Origin of the sequence: Flavobacterium subsaxonicum WB 4.1-42 = DSM 21790 (assembly GCF_000422725.1) — a bacterium.
Taxonomy (GTDB): Bacteria; Bacteroidota; Bacteroidia; order Flavobacteriales; family Flavobacteriaceae; genus Flavobacterium; species Flavobacterium subsaxonicum.
Map to the genome: position 1 here is coordinate 214,826 of NZ_KE383911.1, position 18,409 is coordinate 233,234.

At 43.7% G+C, this 18,409-nt stretch carries 12 protein-coding genes; 6 read left to right on the forward strand and 6 right to left on the reverse strand.

Annotated features, from left to right (window positions below):
* Positions 1-56: 56 nt before the first annotated feature.
* Both secA and G509_RS0119425 read left to right on the forward strand, forming a co-directional pair.
* Positions 57-3,419: a preprotein translocase subunit SecA gene (secA, locus tag G509_RS0119420; protein ID WP_026993058.1), complete on the forward strand. Its 3,363-nt coding sequence runs from the start codon at positions 57-59 to the stop codon at positions 3,417-3,419.
* Between the two features lie 58 nt (positions 3,420-3,477).
* A complete protein-coding gene (locus G509_RS0119425) occupies positions 3,478-4,146 on the forward strand; it encodes an endonuclease/exonuclease/phosphatase family protein (RefSeq protein ID WP_026993059.1) in 669 nt (222 codons plus the stop codon).
* Between the two features lie 217 nt (positions 4,147-4,363).
* Here G509_RS0119425 and G509_RS0119435 read toward each other — a convergent pair whose 3' ends face one another.
* The gene (locus G509_RS0119435) at positions 4,364-5,884 is read right to left on the reverse strand and encodes a glutamate synthase subunit beta (protein WP_026993060.1); all 1,521 of its coding nucleotides are present in this window, start codon (positions 5,882-5,884) and stop codon (positions 4,364-4,366) included.
* Positions 5,885-5,901: 17 nt separating this feature from the next.
* Positions 5,902-10,434 carry a glutamate synthase large subunit gene (gltB, locus tag G509_RS0119440; protein WP_026993061.1) on the reverse strand — a complete coding sequence of 1,511 codons (4,533 nt, stop codon included), beginning with the start codon at positions 10,432-10,434 and terminating at the stop codon, positions 5,902-5,904.
* A 241-nt stretch (positions 10,435-10,675) separates the two neighbouring features.
* Between gltB and G509_RS0119445 the strand changes: the two genes are divergently transcribed.
* From G509_RS0119445 to G509_RS0119460, 4 genes are all read left to right on the forward strand, one after another.
* Positions 10,676-12,277: an ABC transporter substrate-binding protein gene (locus G509_RS0119445; protein WP_026993062.1), complete on the forward strand. Its 1,602-nt coding sequence runs from the start codon at positions 10,676-10,678 to the stop codon at positions 12,275-12,277.
* Between the two features lie 157 nt (positions 12,278-12,434).
* Entirely contained in the window at positions 12,435-13,112 is a 678-nt protein-coding gene (locus G509_RS0119450; protein WP_026993063.1) for a response regulator transcription factor, read from the forward strand.
* 2 nt (positions 13,113-13,114) lie between these two features.
* Positions 13,115-14,419: a sensor histidine kinase gene (locus tag G509_RS0119455; protein WP_026993064.1), complete on the forward strand. Its 1,305-nt coding sequence runs from the start codon at positions 13,115-13,117 to the stop codon at positions 14,417-14,419.
* A gap of 74 nt (positions 14,420-14,493) precedes the next feature.
* A complete protein-coding gene (locus G509_RS0119460; RefSeq protein WP_026993065.1) occupies positions 14,494-14,943 on the forward strand; it encodes a PepSY-like domain-containing protein in 450 nt (149 codons plus the stop codon).
* A gap of 83 nt (positions 14,944-15,026) precedes the next feature.
* Here the strand turns inward: G509_RS0119460 and G509_RS0119465 are convergent, their stop codons facing one another.
* From G509_RS0119465 to G509_RS0119480, 4 genes are all read right to left on the reverse strand, one after another.
* Positions 15,027-15,515, reverse strand: coding sequence for a hypothetical protein (locus G509_RS0119465; protein ID WP_026993066.1), 489 nt, complete (start codon positions 15,513-15,515; stop codon positions 15,027-15,029).
* Between the two features lie 316 nt (positions 15,516-15,831).
* Positions 15,832-16,452 carry a thermonuclease family protein gene (locus G509_RS22585; RefSeq protein WP_081663352.1) on the reverse strand — a complete coding sequence of 207 codons (621 nt, stop codon included), beginning with the start codon at positions 16,450-16,452 and terminating at the stop codon, positions 15,832-15,834.
* A 30-nt stretch (positions 16,453-16,482) separates the two neighbouring features.
* Positions 16,483-17,658 (reverse strand): GlmU family protein, encoded by a 1,176-nt coding sequence (locus G509_RS0119475; RefSeq protein ID WP_026993067.1) that lies wholly within the window; start codon positions 17,656-17,658, stop codon positions 16,483-16,485.
* 287 nt (positions 17,659-17,945) lie between these two features.
* Positions 17,946-18,218, reverse strand: coding sequence for a type B 50S ribosomal protein L31 (locus tag G509_RS0119480; protein ID WP_026993068.1), 273 nt, complete (start codon positions 18,216-18,218; stop codon positions 17,946-17,948).
* Between the last annotated feature and the right edge of the window lie 191 nt (positions 18,219-18,409).

The window sequence follows — 18,409 nt, forward strand, 5'->3', positions numbered from 1 at the left end:
TTTTTTTTGGTTAAATTTGCACCTATATAGTTTAAATATACGTAATTACAAATATAATGAGTTTAATAAACAGCATACTTAAAGCCTTTGTGGGCGATAAGTCGCAAAAAGACGTAAAGGCCATACAGCCACTCGTAGACAAAATAAAGTCGTTCGAGGGGGCCTTAACACAGCTATCGCATGATGACCTAAGGGCAAAGACTATCTATTTTAAAGATACCATTCGTAAAGCCCGTGCCGAAAAAGACGCTAAAATTGCTTCTTACCTTGAAGAGGTAGAAAAAACAGCCGATATTGATGCACGTGAGGATATCTATGCTTCTATAGATGCTCTTGAAAAAGAAGCTTACGACCTTTCTGAAAAAGCATTATTGCAAATACTTCCGGAAGCTTTTGCTGTGGTTAAAGAAACCGCACGCCGTTTTAAAGAAAACACGTCTATAACGGTTACCGCTACAGAAAAAGATATGGAGCTATCGGCTACCAAGCCATACATTAGTATTAACGGCAACACCTCTACATGGGCCAACACATGGAATGCCGCAGGTAAAGAAATGACCTGGGACATGATACACTACGACGTACAGCTTATTGGCGGTATTGTTTTGCACCAGGGTAAAATATCTGAAATGCAAACCGGTGAAGGTAAAACCCTTGTGGCTACCCTGCCGCTTTACCTAAACGCACTTACAGGCAACGGTGTACACCTTGTAACCGTGAATGACTACCTTGCAAAAAGGGATAGTACCTGGAAAGCGCCATTGTTCGAATTTCACGGTATTACAGTAGACTGTATCGATAACCACCAGCCAAACTCTGATGCGCGCCGTAAAGCTTACGCAGCAGATATTACTTACGGTACCAATAACGAATTTGGTTTTGACTACCTTAGGGATAACATGGCACATTCGCCAAACGACTTAGTTCAGCGCAAGCACAACTACGCAATTGTAGATGAGGTCGATTCAGTATTAGTAGATGATGCCCGTACGCCTCTAATTATCTCGGGTCCGGTTCCGCAGGGCGACCGCCACGAGTTTAACGAGCTTAAGCCAAAGGTAGACCACCTTGTTAACCTGCAGCGTACATTGCTTAACGGTGTTTTAGCCGAGGCTAAAAAACTGCTTAAAGAGGGCAAAACTAAAGAAGCCGGTTTTCTTTTACTAAGGGTACACCGCGGACTTCCTAAAAATAAAGCGCTTATTAAAGTATTGAGTGAAGACGGTAACAAGCAATTGCTTCAAAAAACCGAAAACACCTATATGGCCGATAACAACCGCGACATGCACAAGGTTGACGAAGCCCTTTACTTTGTAATCGAAGAAAAAAACAACCAGGTAGAACTTACAGATAACGGTATCAAATTCCTTTCTCAGGATACCGATAACGACTTTTTCGTTCTTCCGGATATTGGTACCGAGATTGCCAACATCGAAAAGAAAAAACTGGATAAAGAAGTTGAGACCGAAGCTAAAGAAGAACTGTTTAAAGACTTTTCTATTAAAAGCGAGCGCATCCACACACTTACACAGCTTTTAAAAGCCTACACGCTTTTTGAAAAAGATGTGGAGTATGTTATCATGGAAAACAAAATCATGATAGTAGATGAGCAAACAGGCCGTATTATGGATGGCCGTCGTTACTCAGACGGACTACACCAGGCTATTGAGGCTAAAGAAAATGTAAAAATTGAGGCTGCTACCCAAACGTTTGCTACCATTACCCTGCAAAACTATTTCAGGATGTACAGCAAACTTGCCGGTATGACGGGTACTGCGGTTACAGAGGCGGGCGAGTTCTGGGAAATATACAAACTGGATGTGGTAGAGATACCTACAAACAGAGGTATGGCCCGTAAAGACCAGCACGACCTTATATACAAAACAATGCGCGAAAAGTTCAATGCCGTTATAGAAGACGTTAGCGAACTTTCGGCAGCCGGAAGGCCGGTACTTATTGGTACAACATCGGTAGAGATATCAGAGCTTTTAAGCCGTATGCTTAAAATGCGTAATGTTGCACACAATGTACTAAATGCTAAATTGCACAAAAAAGAGGCCGATATTGTTGCCGAAGCCGGTAAGCCGGGTGTGGTAACCATTGCTACCAACATGGCAGGCCGTGGTACCGATATTAAGCTTACCCCAGAGGTTAAGGCCGCAGGTGGTTTGGCAATTATTGGTACAGAGCGCCATGATTCAAGGCGTGTAGACAGGCAGCTGCGAGGCCGTGCCGGTCGTCAGGGAGATCCGGGAAGCTCTCAGTTCTACGTTTCTCTTGAAGATAACCTAATGCGTTTATTTGGCTCTGAAAGGGTTGCCAAAATAATGGACCGTATGGGCCTTAAAGAAGGCGAAGTTATACAGCACTCTATGATGACAAAATCTATAGAGCGTGCACAGAAAAAAGTAGAAGAGAACAACTTTGGTGTTCGTAAGCGTTTGCTTGAGTACGACGATATTATGAACTCGCAACGCGAGGTGGTTTACAAACGCCGTAAGCATGCTTTGCATGGCGAGCGCCTTAAAGTAGACTTAGCCAACATGATGTACGATACTGCCGAGCTTATTATCGAAGTTAACAAGCCTACAAACGACTTTAAAAACTTTGAGTTCGACCTTATACGCATCTTCTCTATCAGCTCTCCAATTAGCGAGTCTGATTTTACAAGGCTAACCGACAGGGAGCTTACAGGTAAAGTTTACAAAGCGGTACTTGATGCTTATACAGAGCGTAACGAGCGCAACGCTACCGAAGCTTTTGTGGTAATTAAAAATGTTTACGAAAACAACAACGGCCAGTACGAGCGCATCGTGGTTCCGTTTACCGATGGCATTAAAACCCTTAATGTGGTAACCAACCTTGATAAGGCGTATGAAACCGAAGGTAAATCGTTAATAACTGATTTCGAGAAAAACATTACGCTTTCTATTATCGATGAGGCCTGGAAAAAGCACCTTCGCAAAATGGACGAGCTTAAGCAATCGGTTCAGTTAGCCGTTCACGAGCAAAAAGACCCGCTGCTTATTTATAAGTTCGAAGCCTTTAACCTGTTTAAGAAAACAATAGACAGCATTAATAAAGATGTAATATCGTTCCTTTTCAAGGCCGATCTTCCTTCTCAAAACTCTAACAACATACAGGAGGCAAGACAGCCAATCCGTCAGCAGGAAGAATACATTGAGATTAAAGACGAAGTTATGAATACCGATGAAATGGCTGCCAAAGCCCGTGAGGTATCGCAACAAAGTCAGTCACGCCCACAGGTAACCGAGACCATTACAAGAGATGCACCAAAAATTAACCGTAACGATAATGTTACGCTTAAGCATGTAATGAGCGGCAAAACCGAAACCATGAAATTTAAAAAAGCCGAAGCCCTTTTATTAACCGGCGAATGGATTATTACTAACGAGTAATATCCGGCTGATTACATAACTAAATCCCCGAACTTATAATTCGGGGATTTCTTATTTTATGAAGATACTTAACTGGAATATAGAACGCCTTAAACGCCCTGCCTTTAAAGAGGCAGTGCTTGCTATTATTGATAGTTATGATGCCGATATTATTGTTTTGACTGAAACCTCAGCACAAATTAATCCGGGAAATAGTTACAATTCTGTACAGACCTTTGCCCTGTCCTCGTTTCACGATGGTATTAAATATAAAGAGGGAGAAAACAGGGTTACCTTGTTTTCTAAATATCCTATTATTCAAACCCACAAAACGTATGATGATTATACCAGTGTTTGTGCAGACGTAGCAACAACATTAGGCCCGTTAAGGATTTATGCAACCATAACCGGAGTATTTGGCGGTATAGGAGAACGTTTTAAACAGGATATATTGGGTCAAATGTCAGATTTTAAAACGTTACTATACGATTGCCCCACCTGTATTATCGGCGACTTAAATACTACATTTTCGGGTTATACCTACCCCAGCCATGCAGCACGGAATACTTTAATTGATTATTTTGATAAAAAAAAAATGACCAACATTACGGCTCCTATAGCTGATAATGTTGATCATATAATTTTAAGTATTGATTACTTAGGCTCTGCAAAAATCCTGACTTCTGTATTTAACGAAGGCAAAAAACTAAGCGACCATATTGGTATTTGTGTAGAGATTGATTTTTAGTTTCCTGCAAGGTTTTCAAAACCTTGTAGGTATATAATAATATGGCTATTAAAAATAAAACCTACAAGGTTTTAGAAACCTTGCAGGTTGATGTATGTGCAAATAAAAATCCGCGCTCGTAAATCCGCTTTATCCGCGTTCCAACAATTGCTACATTAATAAATTAATTTATCATTGCATTGAAATTGCTACATTAAATAATTAATCCATTGCTATATTAAAAAGCACCAAAAGCTTCCGTCTCTAAACTCGCATCCCTGTTTTCCAGTACCGATGTTTGCTTGCTCAAAAACGCATCAACGTTACGGGCACATTCGCGGCCTTCGCTAATAGCCCAAACCACGAGGCTCTGGCCCCTGCGCATATCGCCACAGGCAAATATTTTTGGGTACGAAGTTTTATAGGTAACCTCATCGGCCAAAATGTTGCCGCGGGTATCCTTATCAATATCATAACGGTCTAACAGCAATTGCTCCGGTTTAGAAAAACCAATAGCAATAAGCGCCAGGTCGCACGGAATAATACGCTCAGAACCCTCCCTTTCGGTCGAGCCTATAGCCTTACCGTTGGGGGCAAACTCCCATTGCAGGTCGGCTACCCTGAGTGCGGCCAGGTTGCCGTTACCATCGCCAATAAACTCTTTGGTAACGGTGGCAAAAAGGCGCTCGGCACCCTCTTCCTGAGACGACGATGTACGGTGAATGGACGGATACTGCGGCCACGGCGTATGCATCGGCCTGTTAGTTCCCGGCTGAAACATTAATGCCAGCTGTGTGACTGATTTAGCCCCCTGGCGAATGCTCGTACCCATACAATCCGATCCGGTATCGCCACTACCCACAATAACAACATCTTTTCCTTTGGCGGTAACTTCCTGCTCAATAATATTGCTTTCTATTTCGGCAAAAGCCAACGGGTCTTTTTTAGCCACACGCTTGTTTTGCTGCTTTAAAAAATCCATTGCGTAATGAATACCCTTAAGCTCACGCCCCGGCAACGCAAGGTCGCGTGGCACCATAGCACCACCAGCCATAACCACAGCATCGTACTCGTGCAAAATATCGCTTAAAAACACATTAATACCCACATGGGCATGGTATTTAAACACAATACCCGATTGCTCCATAAGGGCAACACGCCTGTCTATAACGCTTTTTTCCAGTTTAAAATCGGGTATGCCGTAGCGCAGTAAACCACCTGCGGCATCGTCTTTTTCGTAAATAGTAACCCAGTGCCCGGCAGCATTTAACTGCTCGGCGGCAGCCATGCCCGCAGGCCCACTGCCCACAACGGCTACCTTTTTACCGGTACGGTCTTCGGGCAAAAACGGCTTAACCAATCCCTGCTGAAAAGCGATCTCTATAATATGTTTCTCGATAGCCTCTATGGCTACAGCGGGGCGGTTGATATTCAACACACAAGCCGACTCGCACGGGGCCGGGCATATCCTGCCGGTAAATTCCGGAAAGTTATTGGTAGATGCTAAAATTTCGTACGCCTCTGCCCACTGCTCGTTAAAAACAGCGTCGTTAAATTCTGGTATAACATTGCCTAACGGGCAGCCGCTATGGCAAAACGGCACACCGCAATCCATACATCGCGCTGACTGCTGATGCAGTTTCTCCGGTGGGTAGGCATGCGTAAACTCGCTATAATGTTTTATCCTTTTGGCTACAGGCTCAACCGCCGGCAGCTCGCGTTCGTATTGCTTAAATCCTGTTATTTTATCCTGCTTCATCATGCTCGCTCTTATAATTATTTAACCACTTTACCGGCTTCTTCCTGCTTAAGCAGCGCCTTTTTATAGTCTTTAGGGAAAACTTTTACAAAGCTGCCCAGTTGGTTATCAAAATCTTTTAAAATAAAATTGGCCGTGGCACTGCCCGTATATTCCAGATGTTTTTGCAGCATGGCAAACAGCTCATCGCGGTCGGCTTCATTGCATTGCTCCAGGTCAATCATCTCTGGGTTGCAGCGGTCGGCAAAATCCTTGTACACATCGTAAACATAGGCAATACCACCACTCATACCCGCGCCAAAGTTGCGCCCAATTTTGCCCAGTACCACTACCCTTCCGCCGGTCATGTACTCGCAACCGTGGTCGCCAATACCCTCTACCACCACCTTAGCGCCACTGTTGCGCACCGCAAAACGCTCGCCGGCACGGCCATAAATATAAGCCTCGCCACTGGTAGCACCGTACAGCACCACGTTGCCCACAACGCTGTTAGCCTCGGGTGTAAAGCCTGCATTGGGCGGGGGGCAAATAATCAGCTTGGCACCGCTAAGGCCCTTGCCAAAATAATCGTTGGCATCGCCTTCTACGCGCATGGTTAAGCCTTTGGCAGCAAAGGCACCGAAACTCTGGCCCGCTGCCCCGTAAAACTGAAAGTTAAGCGTGTCGTGGGGCAGGCCTTCGCTCTTAAATTGTTTAGAAATTTCGTTACTAAGCAAAGTACCCACTGCCCTGCGGGTATTTTTTATTTTAAAGGAAGCCGCTACCCTTTCGCCATTTTTAAGGGCGGGCTGTGCTGCTTCCAACAGTTGCCAGTCCAATATATCTTCAAGGCCATGATCCTGCTTTTCGGTACAGTACAGGCTAATATTATCCGGGTTAGGCTCTTTGTACAGAATACGCGACAGGTCGATATTTTTATGTTTCCAGAATTCGATATCTTCCCTTTGTTTCAGGTTATCGCTTTGCCCTATCATTTCGTCGATAGTCCTAAAGCCCAGTTCGGCCATAATTTCGCGAAGCTCCTCGGTAATAAATTTAAAGAGGTTAACCACATGGTCTACCTCGCCGGTAAAGCGGCTGCGCAGTTCTTTATCCTGCGTGGCAACACCTACTGGGCAGGTATTTAAGTGGCATTTGCGCATTAGCACGCAGCCCTCTACAACAAGTGCTGCGGTGGCAACGCCCCATTCTTCGGCACCTAAAAGGGCGGCAATAGCAATATCGCGGCCGGTTTTCATTTGCCCATCGGCCTGTACAACCACACGGCTGCGCAGTTTATTTTTCATAAGGGTCTGGTGCGTTTCGGCCAAGCCTAACTCCCACGGAAGCCCGGCATGCTTAATAGAGCTAAGCGGCGATGCCCCCGTGCCCCCATCAAAACCCGACACCAAAACTACATCGGCCTTAGCCTTTGTAACCCCCGATGCTATAGTACCCACCCCGGCCTTGCTTACCAGCTTAACGCTGATGCGGGCTTCGCGATTGGCATTTTTAAGGTCGAATATAAGCTGTGCCAAATCTTCGATAGAATAAATATCGTGGTGCGGCGGTGGCGAAATTAACCCCACCCCCGGCGTGGCGTGGCGTGTACGGCCAATCCACTCGTCTACTTTTTCGCCGGGCAGCTGCCCGCCCTCTCCCGGTTTGGCACCCTGCGCCATTTTTATCTGAAGCTCTGTAGCCTCGGTAAGGTAACGGCTGGTTACGCCAAAACGGCCGCTGGCCACCTGCTTAATGGCACTACGCATGCTGCTGCCGTCTTCGGCAATTTCGTAGCGGGCTTCGTCTTCGCCACCCTCGCCGGTGTTGCTTTTAGCACCCAGTTTGTTCATGGCAAGCGCAAGCGTAGTGTGCGCCTCCCACGAAATAGAGCCAAAACTCATAGCCCCCGTAGAAAAACGCCTGTATATGTTCTCGGCAGGCTCTACCTCATCAATAGAGATGGATTTCTGCTTTTTATCGAAGGTTAGAAGGCTGCGGAGCGTACAGGCTTTTTCGCCCTGCTCGTTAACAAGTTTTGAGTATTTTTTGAATAGCGAATAATCATCGGTACGTGTAGACAACTGCAACAAGTGAATGGTTTGTGGATTGAAAAGGTGAAACTCTCCTTTACGTTTCCATTGCAGCTCGCCTCCCACAGGTAGCCTGTCGGCCGGAATTTGCTTGTTGCTAAAGGCAAAGCGGTGCTTAATAAGCGCCTCTTCGGCAATATCATCAAGCCCAAGGCCTTCTATGTTTGATGTCGATCCTGTAAAATACTGGCTGACTACTTCTGAACTCAGTCCTAAAATCTCAAAAATTTGCGCACCCTGGTACGACTGGAATGTTGAGATTCCCATTTTAGAGAATACCTTTAACAGGCCGCCGTTCATGGCTGCAATATAATTTTCGCGAAGGTCTTCAAACGGTACGGTAGTATCGCACAAGCCTTCGGCAACGCGGTCGCGGATGGTAGCAAACGCCATGTACGGATTGATGGCCGTAGCCCCATACGCAATAAGGCAGGCCGCATGCTGCACCTCCCAAACATCGCCGGCCTCTACAATAATGCCCACCTCGCCCCTTAAACCTTTACGGATAAGGTGGTGGTGCACTGCCGCAGCCGACAGTAACGACGGTATAGGTGCATGGCGGGAATCTATAGCCCTGTCCTGCAAGATGATCATTCGGTAACCGTCTTCCACAGCATCTACAGCATAACGGCAGATACGGTCCAGCGCTTTTTTAAGCGCATCGGCACTGCCATCGGCCCTAAAATAGCATTGTATGGTTTTACTCTGAAAGGTTCCGGTATCGATACTGCGTATCTTCTCTAAATAATAATTATCTAATATGGGATGGCGCAATACTATGGTATGCGCCGCCATTGGGTCTTCTTCTAAAATATTGCCGCTTGTGCCTGCAAAACTTGCCAGCGACATTACCAGTTTTTCGCGTATCGGGTCGATTGGCGGATTGGTAACCTGGGCAAACAATTGCTTAAAATAGCTTGTTAAATGCTGCGGCTCTTTGCTTAGCACGGCCAAAGGGGTATCTGTACCCATGGAGCCAACGGGTTCTTTACCGGTAAGTGCCATAGGCATAACAATATCTTCTATAGCCTCTGTAGTGTAACCAAAAGCCTTTTGGTACCTAAAAACCTGCGGGTGTGCCAGCGGCGTAAAGGTTACACGCGGCTCGGCAATTTTGCCCATGGTAATTTTGTATTTCTCCAGCCACTCATCATACGGCTGTTGCAGGCAGATGTTCTTTTTAAGCGGATCGTTAAACAAGATCTCGCCTTTTTCTAAATCTACCACCAGCATTTTACCGGGACGAAGCCTTCCTTTCTTAACTACTTCTGATGCGTGCAGGCCAAGCACACCGGTTTCGGATGCCATAATAATGCGCCCATCGGCTGTTATACTGTAACGGATAGGCCTCAGGCCATTACGGTCTAACGTAGCACCAATCATTTTACCATCGCTAAAGCAAACGGCAGCGGGTCCATCCCACGGCTCCATTAGGCAGGAGTGGTATTCGTAAAATGCCTTTTGTAGCGGGTCTAACGCCTCATTCTCATCCCATGCCTCGGGAATCAGCATCATTAATACGTGGGGTAACGATCGGCCGCTAAGCATCAGCATCTCAACCATATTATCTAAACTGGCAGAGTCAGACTGTTTGCCCGGCACCAATGGCAGGAGCATGTTAAAATCCTCTTTAGTAAAGTGTGGCGATGCAAAATTCTTTTCGTTTGTGCGCAGCCAGTTAAGGTTGCCCTGCAGCGTGTTTATTTCGCCATTGTGGGCAATGTACCTAAACGGCTGTGCCAGTGCCCATGAGGGGAAGGTATTGGTTGCAAAGCGCGAATGCACCAAAGCATAAGCGCTTGTAAGTATCTTGTTTTGAAGATCCGGGAAATAGTGGCGCACCTGGCTGCTGGTTAGCTGCCCCTTATATATTATGGTAGCCGCCGACAGCGATGCAATATAAAAGCCCGTCTCTGTTTTACGGATGGTACTGTTTATAGTGTGCGATGCATAGTTGCGAAGCACAAAAAGCTTGCGTTCAAACTCAATATCCGTTTTAAGGTTAAGCGGCCTGCGTATAAAAACCTGCTCAATGTGGGGTTCTACGCTCAAGGCAGTATCTCCAATGCCATCGCGGTTTACAGGTACCTGTCGGTAGCCCATAACCTCAAGGCCCAGCTGTTCTGCGGCAGCGGCAAACAGGTCTTTGCAATCTTCTATAAGATGTTCGTCTTTAGGAAAGAAAACCATACCTACCCCATACTGCCCGGCTTCGGGCAGTTTGATGCCCAGCTTAACGCATTCGCTTACAAAAAAGCCGTGCGGCACCTGGAACGATATACCCGCTCCGTCGCCCGTGTTGTCTTCGCAGCCACATGCGCCCCGGTGCTCTAAATTCTCTAATATAGTTAGGGCATCGGCAATGTGCTGATGCATTTTTCGTCCGTTTATACTGGCTACAAAACCTATACCGCAGGCATCGTGCTCATGGTCGGGGTTGTAAAGCCCTTTCTGTTCGTTCTCCATTAAATTTTTCATTGCTACATTACATTTACGCCAAATACAATATCTTTATGGCTTGTTGCCGCCCCATAAACATGCTTATAAAAGCGGGCGGTTAAATTATGAAAAATTTATATATAATTTGTTAATACTACATTACTTTAAAAGCTAAAAAGCCGAAAACAAGCCATTTAATGCAGCTAATACAGATTAATTATAAATAATATTCATTTTTAAAGTAGCCAAAAACCACCAAACGTTATATTATAGTTAGTACATGCGTCAAATTTTTAAATATTTATCTTTTATAGCCTTTTTGTTATTATTTGCAGCATGCGGAAAAAATAACATTGAAACTAACGACAACCTTGTTTTTCGTTATAACGAAAATGCTGCGGTAAACTCATTAGACCCTGCATTTGCCAAGATCCGACCTTCGATATGGGTATGTAACCAACTGTATAACGGCTTGGTACAGTTAGACGATAGCCTTAATATTAAGCCTGATATTGCTAAATCGTGGACACTCTCTGCTGATGGTAAAACCTATACGTTTGTACTGAGGAAGGATGTGCGTTTTCATAAAAGCAGCCTTTTTGGTGCCGATAGTACCCGCACGGTTACCGCTGCCGACTTTACCTATAGCCTTAACCGACTTTTAGACGAGAAGGTTGCCGCGCCCGGCCGTTGGATACTGCAAAATGTAGAAAGCTTTAAAGCCGTTAACGATACGGTTTTCCAGATACAGCTCAATAAAACCTTTCCTGCCTTTTTAGGATTGCTTACCATGAAATACGCATCGGTAGTGCCGCATGAGGCATTTGATAAACCGGGGTACGACTTTAGGTCGGCGCCCATTGGCACTGGCCCTTTTCAGTTTAAAATCTGGGAAGAGAATGTAAAGCTGGTGCTGCGTAAAAATCCATTGTACTATGAGCGTGACGATAAAGGCGTGCAACTACCCTACCTTGAAGCTGTTGCCATTACCTTTTTGCCCGATAAGCAAAGCGGCTTTTTGCAGTTTGTACAGGGCAAGCTGGATTTTGTTTCGGGTCTTGACCCATCGTATAAAGATGAAATTCTTACGCCAAAAGGCGAATTGGCACCTAAGTATCGCAACAGCGTAAAAATGATTACCGGGCCTTATTTAAATACCGAGTATATGGGCTTTCGCCTGGATGGTGCCGATGCCCCGGTTAAAGACAAACGCATACGCCAGGCACTTAATTATGGTTTTGACCGTAATAAGATGATACTGTTTTTGAGAAACAACATGGGTACGGGTGCCGTAAACGGAATGATACCCAACGGGCTTGCAGGATCTGGCGCTACAGGTTATACTTTTAACCCTGCCAAAGCCCGCGAACTGGTGGCCGAATATAAAAAGCAAACGGGCAACAACAACCCAAAAATACAAATGAGCACTACGGCATCGTACCTTGATATTGCCGAATACCTGCAACGCGAGTGGCAAAAAATCGGGCTGAATGTAGAGGTAGATGTTAACCCGCCTACCACGCTTACGCAGTCTATTTCTACCGGTAAATCGTCGTTTTTTAAAGCTACCTGGATTGCCGATTATCCCGATGCCGAAAACTACCTTTCGCTTTTTTACAGCAAGAATTTTTCGCCGGGCGGGCCTAATTATACGCATTTTAAGAATGCCGAATTCGACCTCTTTTACGAGCAGGCTTTTTTAGAGACCGATGATAAAAAACGCCAGGAACTATACAAAAAAATGGATGAGCTGGTTATGCAGGAGGCGCCGGTTATTCCGTTATTTTATGATAAGGCCGCCCGTTTTACACGCAACAATGTTACCGGATTAGGCATAAACCCATTGAATTCGTTGATTTTAAAACGGGTTAAAAAAAATTGATTTTGCCACGAATTACACCAATTTTCACAAATTAAATTCGTTAAAATTGATGTAATTCGTGTCGAAAAAAACGACGGAAATTCCCAAATCTTTCCAGAATGTAATCGTTCCTTGCTGCGTTAATTGGTATATTTGGTATACGCATAAAAACAGAAGCATGAAAATTCTTATCGTAGAAGATGAGCAGGGCCTTAGGGAGGTTATAAGGGAGTCGTTAGAAAAAGAAAAATACATTGTAGAAACTGCACACGACTACATAACCGGCCTGGAAAAAATTGGCAGTTATGATTACGATTGTATCCTGATAGATATAATGCTGCCCAACGGCAGCGGCCTTAACCTGGTACGCGAGCTAAAGCAGCTGCAAAAAAAGGAGGCTGTGATTATTATTTCGGCTAAAGACAGTGTAGATGATAAAGTGGAAGGACTGGACCTGGGTGCTGATGATTACCTGGCCAAACCTTTTCACCTGGCCGAACTGCATGCCCGTATTAAATCGGCCATACGGCGCAAGAGCCATGATGGCGATACCTTTGTTACCCTCGAAAATATAAAGCTTTCGCCGGAACTGCGATCGGTAACTGTTAATGGCACCGACCTGACACTTAACCGCAAAGAATTTGACCTGTTGTATTATTTTATGATAAACCCTAACAGGCTGGTTAACAAAACCGCGTTGGCCGAATCGGTCTGGGGCGATTACATCGACCAGGCCGATAACCTCGATTTTGTGTATTCTCAGATAAAAAACCTTCGCAAAAAAATGAAAGATGCCGGTGCCGAAGCCGATATACAGGCAGTGTATGGCATGGGCTATAAATTAACTACATCTTAAAAATGAGCAGCATACAACCATCTAAAAAAAGCGTTTCGCTACAATATTATACCCTGCGCTACCTTATTGTAGCCCTGCTGGTTATTATTGCGGTATGGGCAGGCTTGTTTTATGCCGTTATTTTAGATGAGGTGTACGACAATATAGACGATGGCCTAAAAAACTCCAAGATACTTATTGAGCGCGAGGCTTATGCCCATCCGGAATTGTTTAATACACCCGAGTTTGGCATCAACCAGTTTAAGATACAGCCGTTGCCAAAGGGCACTTACGATTTTTCGGATAAGTTTACCAGTACCTTCGAGTTTATGGAGTATGACGATGATGATGAGCCCATACGCCTGTTAGAAACGGTTTTTAACGACCCGCAGGGCAACCCTTACAAGCTTACCATTCGCGCCAGCATGGTAGAGGAAGATGAACTGCTGGAAGACCTGCTTACCGCCCTTGTGGCACTTTATATAATGCTGGTTATTAGCATTGCGCTGCTTAACCGCTATATTTTGCGCAAGGTCTGGAAATCGTTTTACGAATTGCTGGGCAACCTTAAAAGCTACAAACTGGGTACGGGAAGAAATTTTACAGCGCCGGATTCACCCGTGTCTGAATTTAAAGTGCTGGGCAACGAACTGGAAGATTTGCTTAAGCGAAGCGAGGCTATTTACTCCAGCCAGAAACAGTTTATAGAAAATGCATCGCACGAGCTGCAAACCCCGCTTGCCATAAGCCTTAATAAACTGGAACTTTTTGCAGAAAACAATAACCTGCCCGACGAGCAGATGATGGAAATTGGCAAGGTTAGTGATACGCTAAACCGTTTAGTACGCCTTAATAAATCGTTACTGCTGCTGTCTAAAATAGAGAACAGGCAGTATGCCGATGAAGATGCTGTAAACTTTAATACCCTGATTACACAGCTTGCCGAAGATTTTGAAGACCTGGCAGAATTTCGCGAGATTAAAATTAATGTTGTAGCGCAGGGCGATTTGAGCTTTAATATGAATAAAGGGCTTGCCCTTACGCTGGTTACCAACCTGCTTAAAAATGCACTGGTGCACAACCATGCCGGTGGTGTGGTAAATATTGTTATTAACCAAAATAGCCTTTCGGTACAAAATACGGGTGCCAATGCCCCATTGGACGAAAGAAAGGTTTTTGACCGTTTTTACAGAAGTTCTACCAACGAGCAGTCTACCGGGTTGGGGCTTTCTATTGTATGGTCTATTGCCAACAGCTACAAACTGGCTGTAAACTATAGCTTTAACGGCAACCATGCGTTTACTATTACCTTCCCCACAAAAAAATAAAAAGTTTTTTATATTCCCATTTGTTTCCAGATTGTGGTAATAAACTTGTACTATAATTTAAAAACAAAGAAATCATGACAACTAAATTCGGATTACAAAAAACACTCTTACTGGGCGTAGCTTCTATACTAAGTTTTGCCTGTACTGCACAAAAAACCACTATTACTTTAGCCGAACTGCCTGCTGCTGCACAAAGTTTTGTAAAGGCTAACTTTCCTAACCAGGCAACATCATACATTATAAAAGATAAAGATTTTACCGAAACCGAATACGAGCTTAAATTTACAGGCGGTGCCGAAGTGGAATTTGACGAAAAAGGTAACTGGAAAGAAGTAGATGCTAACCGAAGCACTATGCCGGCAACAGTACTACCCAAAGCCATAGCCGATTACAATGCTGCCCATTACAAAGGCCTGCTGGTAGAAAAAATTGAGAAAAAACACTGGGGCTATAAACTGGAGTTTACCAACGATTTAGAGCTGGAGTTTGATAACAGTGGTAAATTTTTAAGGATAGACGACTAATTTTTTACAGAAATTGATGAACTAAAAAGCGGTAGCGAATCCTGGAATTCGCTACCGCTTTTTAGTTATTATTGAAGCATTGCTTACATCACTATCTGCCTTTTATAATAGGCAAGCTGTGCATCATTCATAAAATGCCTTTTAAAAGCAAGGTTATGGTCTAACCCTCTATCGGGGTTATAAGTAAGGTATTTCTTTTTTTGTGCATCGGTTAATAGTTTTCTAAAGGCTTCTTCGTGTTTTATAATAACCTTTATCAATGCAATTTTATCATTGGCATGTTTGCTCTTTTTATAGGCGCAATAAGCAGTATTCCATTCTTTATACTGGGTTTTAAAAAGAGCCATAAACTTATCTTTTTGCTCAGACGGAATATCAAAAACTTCTACATTTCTGTCTTTATCCTTTAATGCAGCATACTTGTAGTAAACATAGCCACCTTCTTCAGATGAATTTTTCTTTGCCCATCCCTTAAGGTAAATTTCTACCGATGATGTTTTATATTCAAAATCGTAACCGTCCTGAATTAGCGGGGTAAAAGCTAATAACCATAATATAAGCATGTATTTCATAAGGTGCGGCTTTACAATTCAATTAACCTGTTTAAAAAGGCTATGCAAATTTAATTATCATTTTCTAAAATCAATCTGCCCAGGTGCATTTTTAAGTTAAATAGTAATTAGTCTAAATTATACCAACAAATTCACAACATCTAAGCAAATAACTGACTATAAAAAACTTACAAAGGCAAAGCTATAAAAAAAGTGCAATAATTTTACTTTAACAGTACAAATACTACTGTCTTATTAATTTATAGATAGGCAACATACATTTGTAAAAAATGCTGCACAAAATACACAGCATATACCGTTCCATAAAATGCCGGTTTTAAAACTTTTTCCTGCTTTTATTCCTTTTTTGTTTGCGCCATTCCCACGGGGCTACAGGGTTTTTATCGGCCCATAGGCCAAGATGGCTCTGGCGGGCTTCTTCTTCAAAAACCGTTAACCCTGCGTTTTTAGAATATTGCTTATAGTGCCATGCCAGTCCGGCTTTTAATAAAGCCTCGTTAACATTGGTACCGTTTTGCGTTACAACAGTGCCCACAATACGGTTATAACGATCGCGCTTGCCGGTAGAAGTTACCGTAACAATCTTGCCAAAGCAAAGGTCTGACGCATATTGCCGGGCATTCTTGCCAAAAGCCTGCGATTTTTCGGGGCAGTCAATTTCGGCAAGGCGCACGCGCTCGGGCTGGTTGTCATATAAAACCTCAAACGTATCGCCATCTTTAATACCTGTAACCTTGCCCGTAAAAGTAGTAAGGTAGCGCAGCTCTGATGGCTCTTTAGCTTTTTTGGCTCTCTTAGCCTTTGTAGCTTTGCGCTCTGTGGGCGGCTTTGCTTTAGGCTCGTTTTTAACACCGTAGTTGTAGTAAACCGCCAGTACCAGTAAGAGCAATAGTGTGGCAATGCCAAATTTAGGTTTAGTTTGTCTTTGCCCTGCCATGTAGTATTTTATTGCAACGGTAGGTTGCTATTATATGTTTCTAAGTTTTTCTGTTTGTTGGTACACCTCTAAAAGAATAGCCTCATCCTGCGCTGTAAATTCAATATCGCGGCGTGCCATAACAATACGGGCGGTTTCAAAAGCCTTTTTAACATCGTAGGTCATCATGCCCGATGCCCCACCCCATGAAAAGCTGGGCACAAAATTGCGCGGGAAGCCACTGCCAAAAATATTGGCGCAAACCCCTACTACCGTACCGGTATTAAACATAGTGTTGATGCCGCTTTTGCTGTGGTCGCCCATCATAAGGCCACAAAACTGAAGCCCTGTTTTTACAAAGCTACTTTTTTCGTAGCTCCAGAGCTTAACCTCTTCGTAATTGTTTTTAAGGTTGGAGTTGTTGGTATCGGCACCCAGGTTGCACCATTCGCCAAGCACGGCATTGCCTAAAAAGCCATCGTGCCCTTTATTAGAATAACCAAATAGTACCGAGTTGCTAACCTCGCCCCCAATCCTGCTAAAAGGGCCCACCGTGGTAGCGCCATATACTTTAGTAGCCAGTTTTACCTGGGCACCCTCGCACAAGGCAAACGGGCCACGAATAACAGAGTTCTCCATTATTTCGGCATCCTTACCTATATATATAGGCCCGGTTGAAGCGTTAAGGGTAACAAACTCCAGCTTAGCACCTTCTTCTATAAAAATATTTTCGGGGCTAATGGTGTTAACGCTGGTTGGTATGGGTTGCGATGTGCGACCCTCTGTAAGCAACTCAAAATCTTCGCGCAGGGCGGCATCGTTCTTTTTAAAGATGTCCCACACGTGCTCAATTTTAAGTCCGTCTTCGCTGTATTCTATAATATCGTACGTATCAAAATCAACCTCTTCCTGGTTTTCTGTAGTATAAAAGGCAATAACTTCGTCGCCACTAAAAATAGCCTGGTTCTCTTCAAGCGCCATAACCATTTCGGCAAGCACCTCGTTAGGCAGGTAGGCCGCGTTAATAAGCACATTCTTCTCCATCTCTACCATCGGAAATTTCTCTGTAAGATACTCTTCGGTAACCGTAGTGGTGGTATAGCCCAGGTATTTTTCCCATTTTTCGCGAATAGTAAGTATACCTATGCGAATATCGGCTACGGGGCGGGTAAAGGTAAACGGCAGCAGGGCATTGCGCACAGGGCCATCAAAAAGAATGTAGTTCATTTTTTTTATGAGTTGCAGAGTTACAAAGTGCCAAAGTTAGTAAAAAGGTTCTTAGTTTCTAAGGGGCTTAGTTACTTAGTTTGGATAGTTCCAAAGTAGCAAAGTAGCAGAGTTACAGAGTTGCAAAGACTAAACGGTTATATTACCACTCTGTAACTCTGCTACTTTGCTACTTTGAAACTTTGTTACTCTGTTACTTTGCAACTCTGTCACTCTGTTACTTTGAAACTTAAACAAAAAAAGCCCTCCGGTTTCCCGAAAGGCTTTGTATAAGTTTAAAGAAGTAATTACTCTTCTGTAGTCTTAGTTTCTTTGCTAAATTTAGCATATTTGTTTTTGAACTTGTCAATACGTCCTGCAGTATCGATAAGTTTAGATTTACCTGTGTAAAAAGGGTGAGAAGTTCTTGAGATCTCCATTTTCACTACCGGATATTCAACTCCGTCGTGTACAATTGTTTCTCTTGTGTCAGCTGTAGATTTAGTAATAAAAACATCTTCGTTAGACATGTCTTTAAAAGCAACTAATCTGTAATTTTCCGGGTGTGTACCTTTTTTCATCTTGTAAATTTTTATTGTTTGGCTGCAGCCCGTTTTGCGGCTTCTTGTGTTGAAGGTGTAAACGCCTTACAGCTTTTTGTTTATAATCTTTTTTAAATCAGGCTGCAAAATTACAACTATTTTTTTAATATCAAATATTCCGCCTGCTTTTTTTCGGCACAACCACAACACTTTTTTAACAGCACATACGT

Excerpts from the sequence above, each read along its gene's own strand:
- secA (WP_026993058.1), top strand. The coding sequence starts at position 57 with ATGAGTTTAATAAACAGCATACTTAAAGCCTTTGTGGGCGATAAGTCG.
- G509_RS0119425 (WP_026993059.1), top strand. The coding sequence starts at position 3,478 with ATGAAGATACTTAACTGGAATATAGAACGCCTTAAACGCCCTGCCTTT.
- G509_RS0119435 (WP_026993060.1), bottom strand. The coding sequence starts at position 5,884 with ATGAAGCAGGATAAAATAACAGGATTTAAGCAATACGAACGCGAGCTG.
- gltB (WP_026993061.1), bottom strand. The coding sequence starts at position 10,434 with ATGAAAAATTTAATGGAGAACGAACAGAAAGGGCTTTACAACCCCGAC.
- G509_RS0119445 (WP_026993062.1), top strand. The coding sequence starts at position 10,676 with ATGCGTCAAATTTTTAAATATTTATCTTTTATAGCCTTTTTGTTATTA.
- G509_RS0119450 (WP_026993063.1), top strand. The coding sequence starts at position 12,435 with ATGAAAATTCTTATCGTAGAAGATGAGCAGGGCCTTAGGGAGGTTATA.
- G509_RS0119455 (WP_026993064.1), top strand. The coding sequence starts at position 13,115 with ATGAGCAGCATACAACCATCTAAAAAAAGCGTTTCGCTACAATATTAT.
- G509_RS0119460 (WP_026993065.1), top strand. The coding sequence starts at position 14,494 with ATGACAACTAAATTCGGATTACAAAAAACACTCTTACTGGGCGTAGCT.
- G509_RS0119465 (WP_026993066.1), bottom strand. The coding sequence starts at position 15,515 with ATGAAATACATGCTTATATTATGGTTATTAGCTTTTACCCCGCTAATT.
- G509_RS22585 (WP_081663352.1), bottom strand. The coding sequence starts at position 16,452 with ATGGCAGGGCAAAGACAAACTAAACCTAAATTTGGCATTGCCACACTA.
- G509_RS0119475 (WP_026993067.1), bottom strand. The coding sequence starts at position 17,658 with ATGAACTACATTCTTTTTGATGGCCCTGTGCGCAATGCCCTGCTGCCG.
- G509_RS0119480 (WP_026993068.1), bottom strand. The coding sequence starts at position 18,218 with ATGAAAAAAGGTACACACCCGGAAAATTACAGATTAGTTGCTTTTAAA.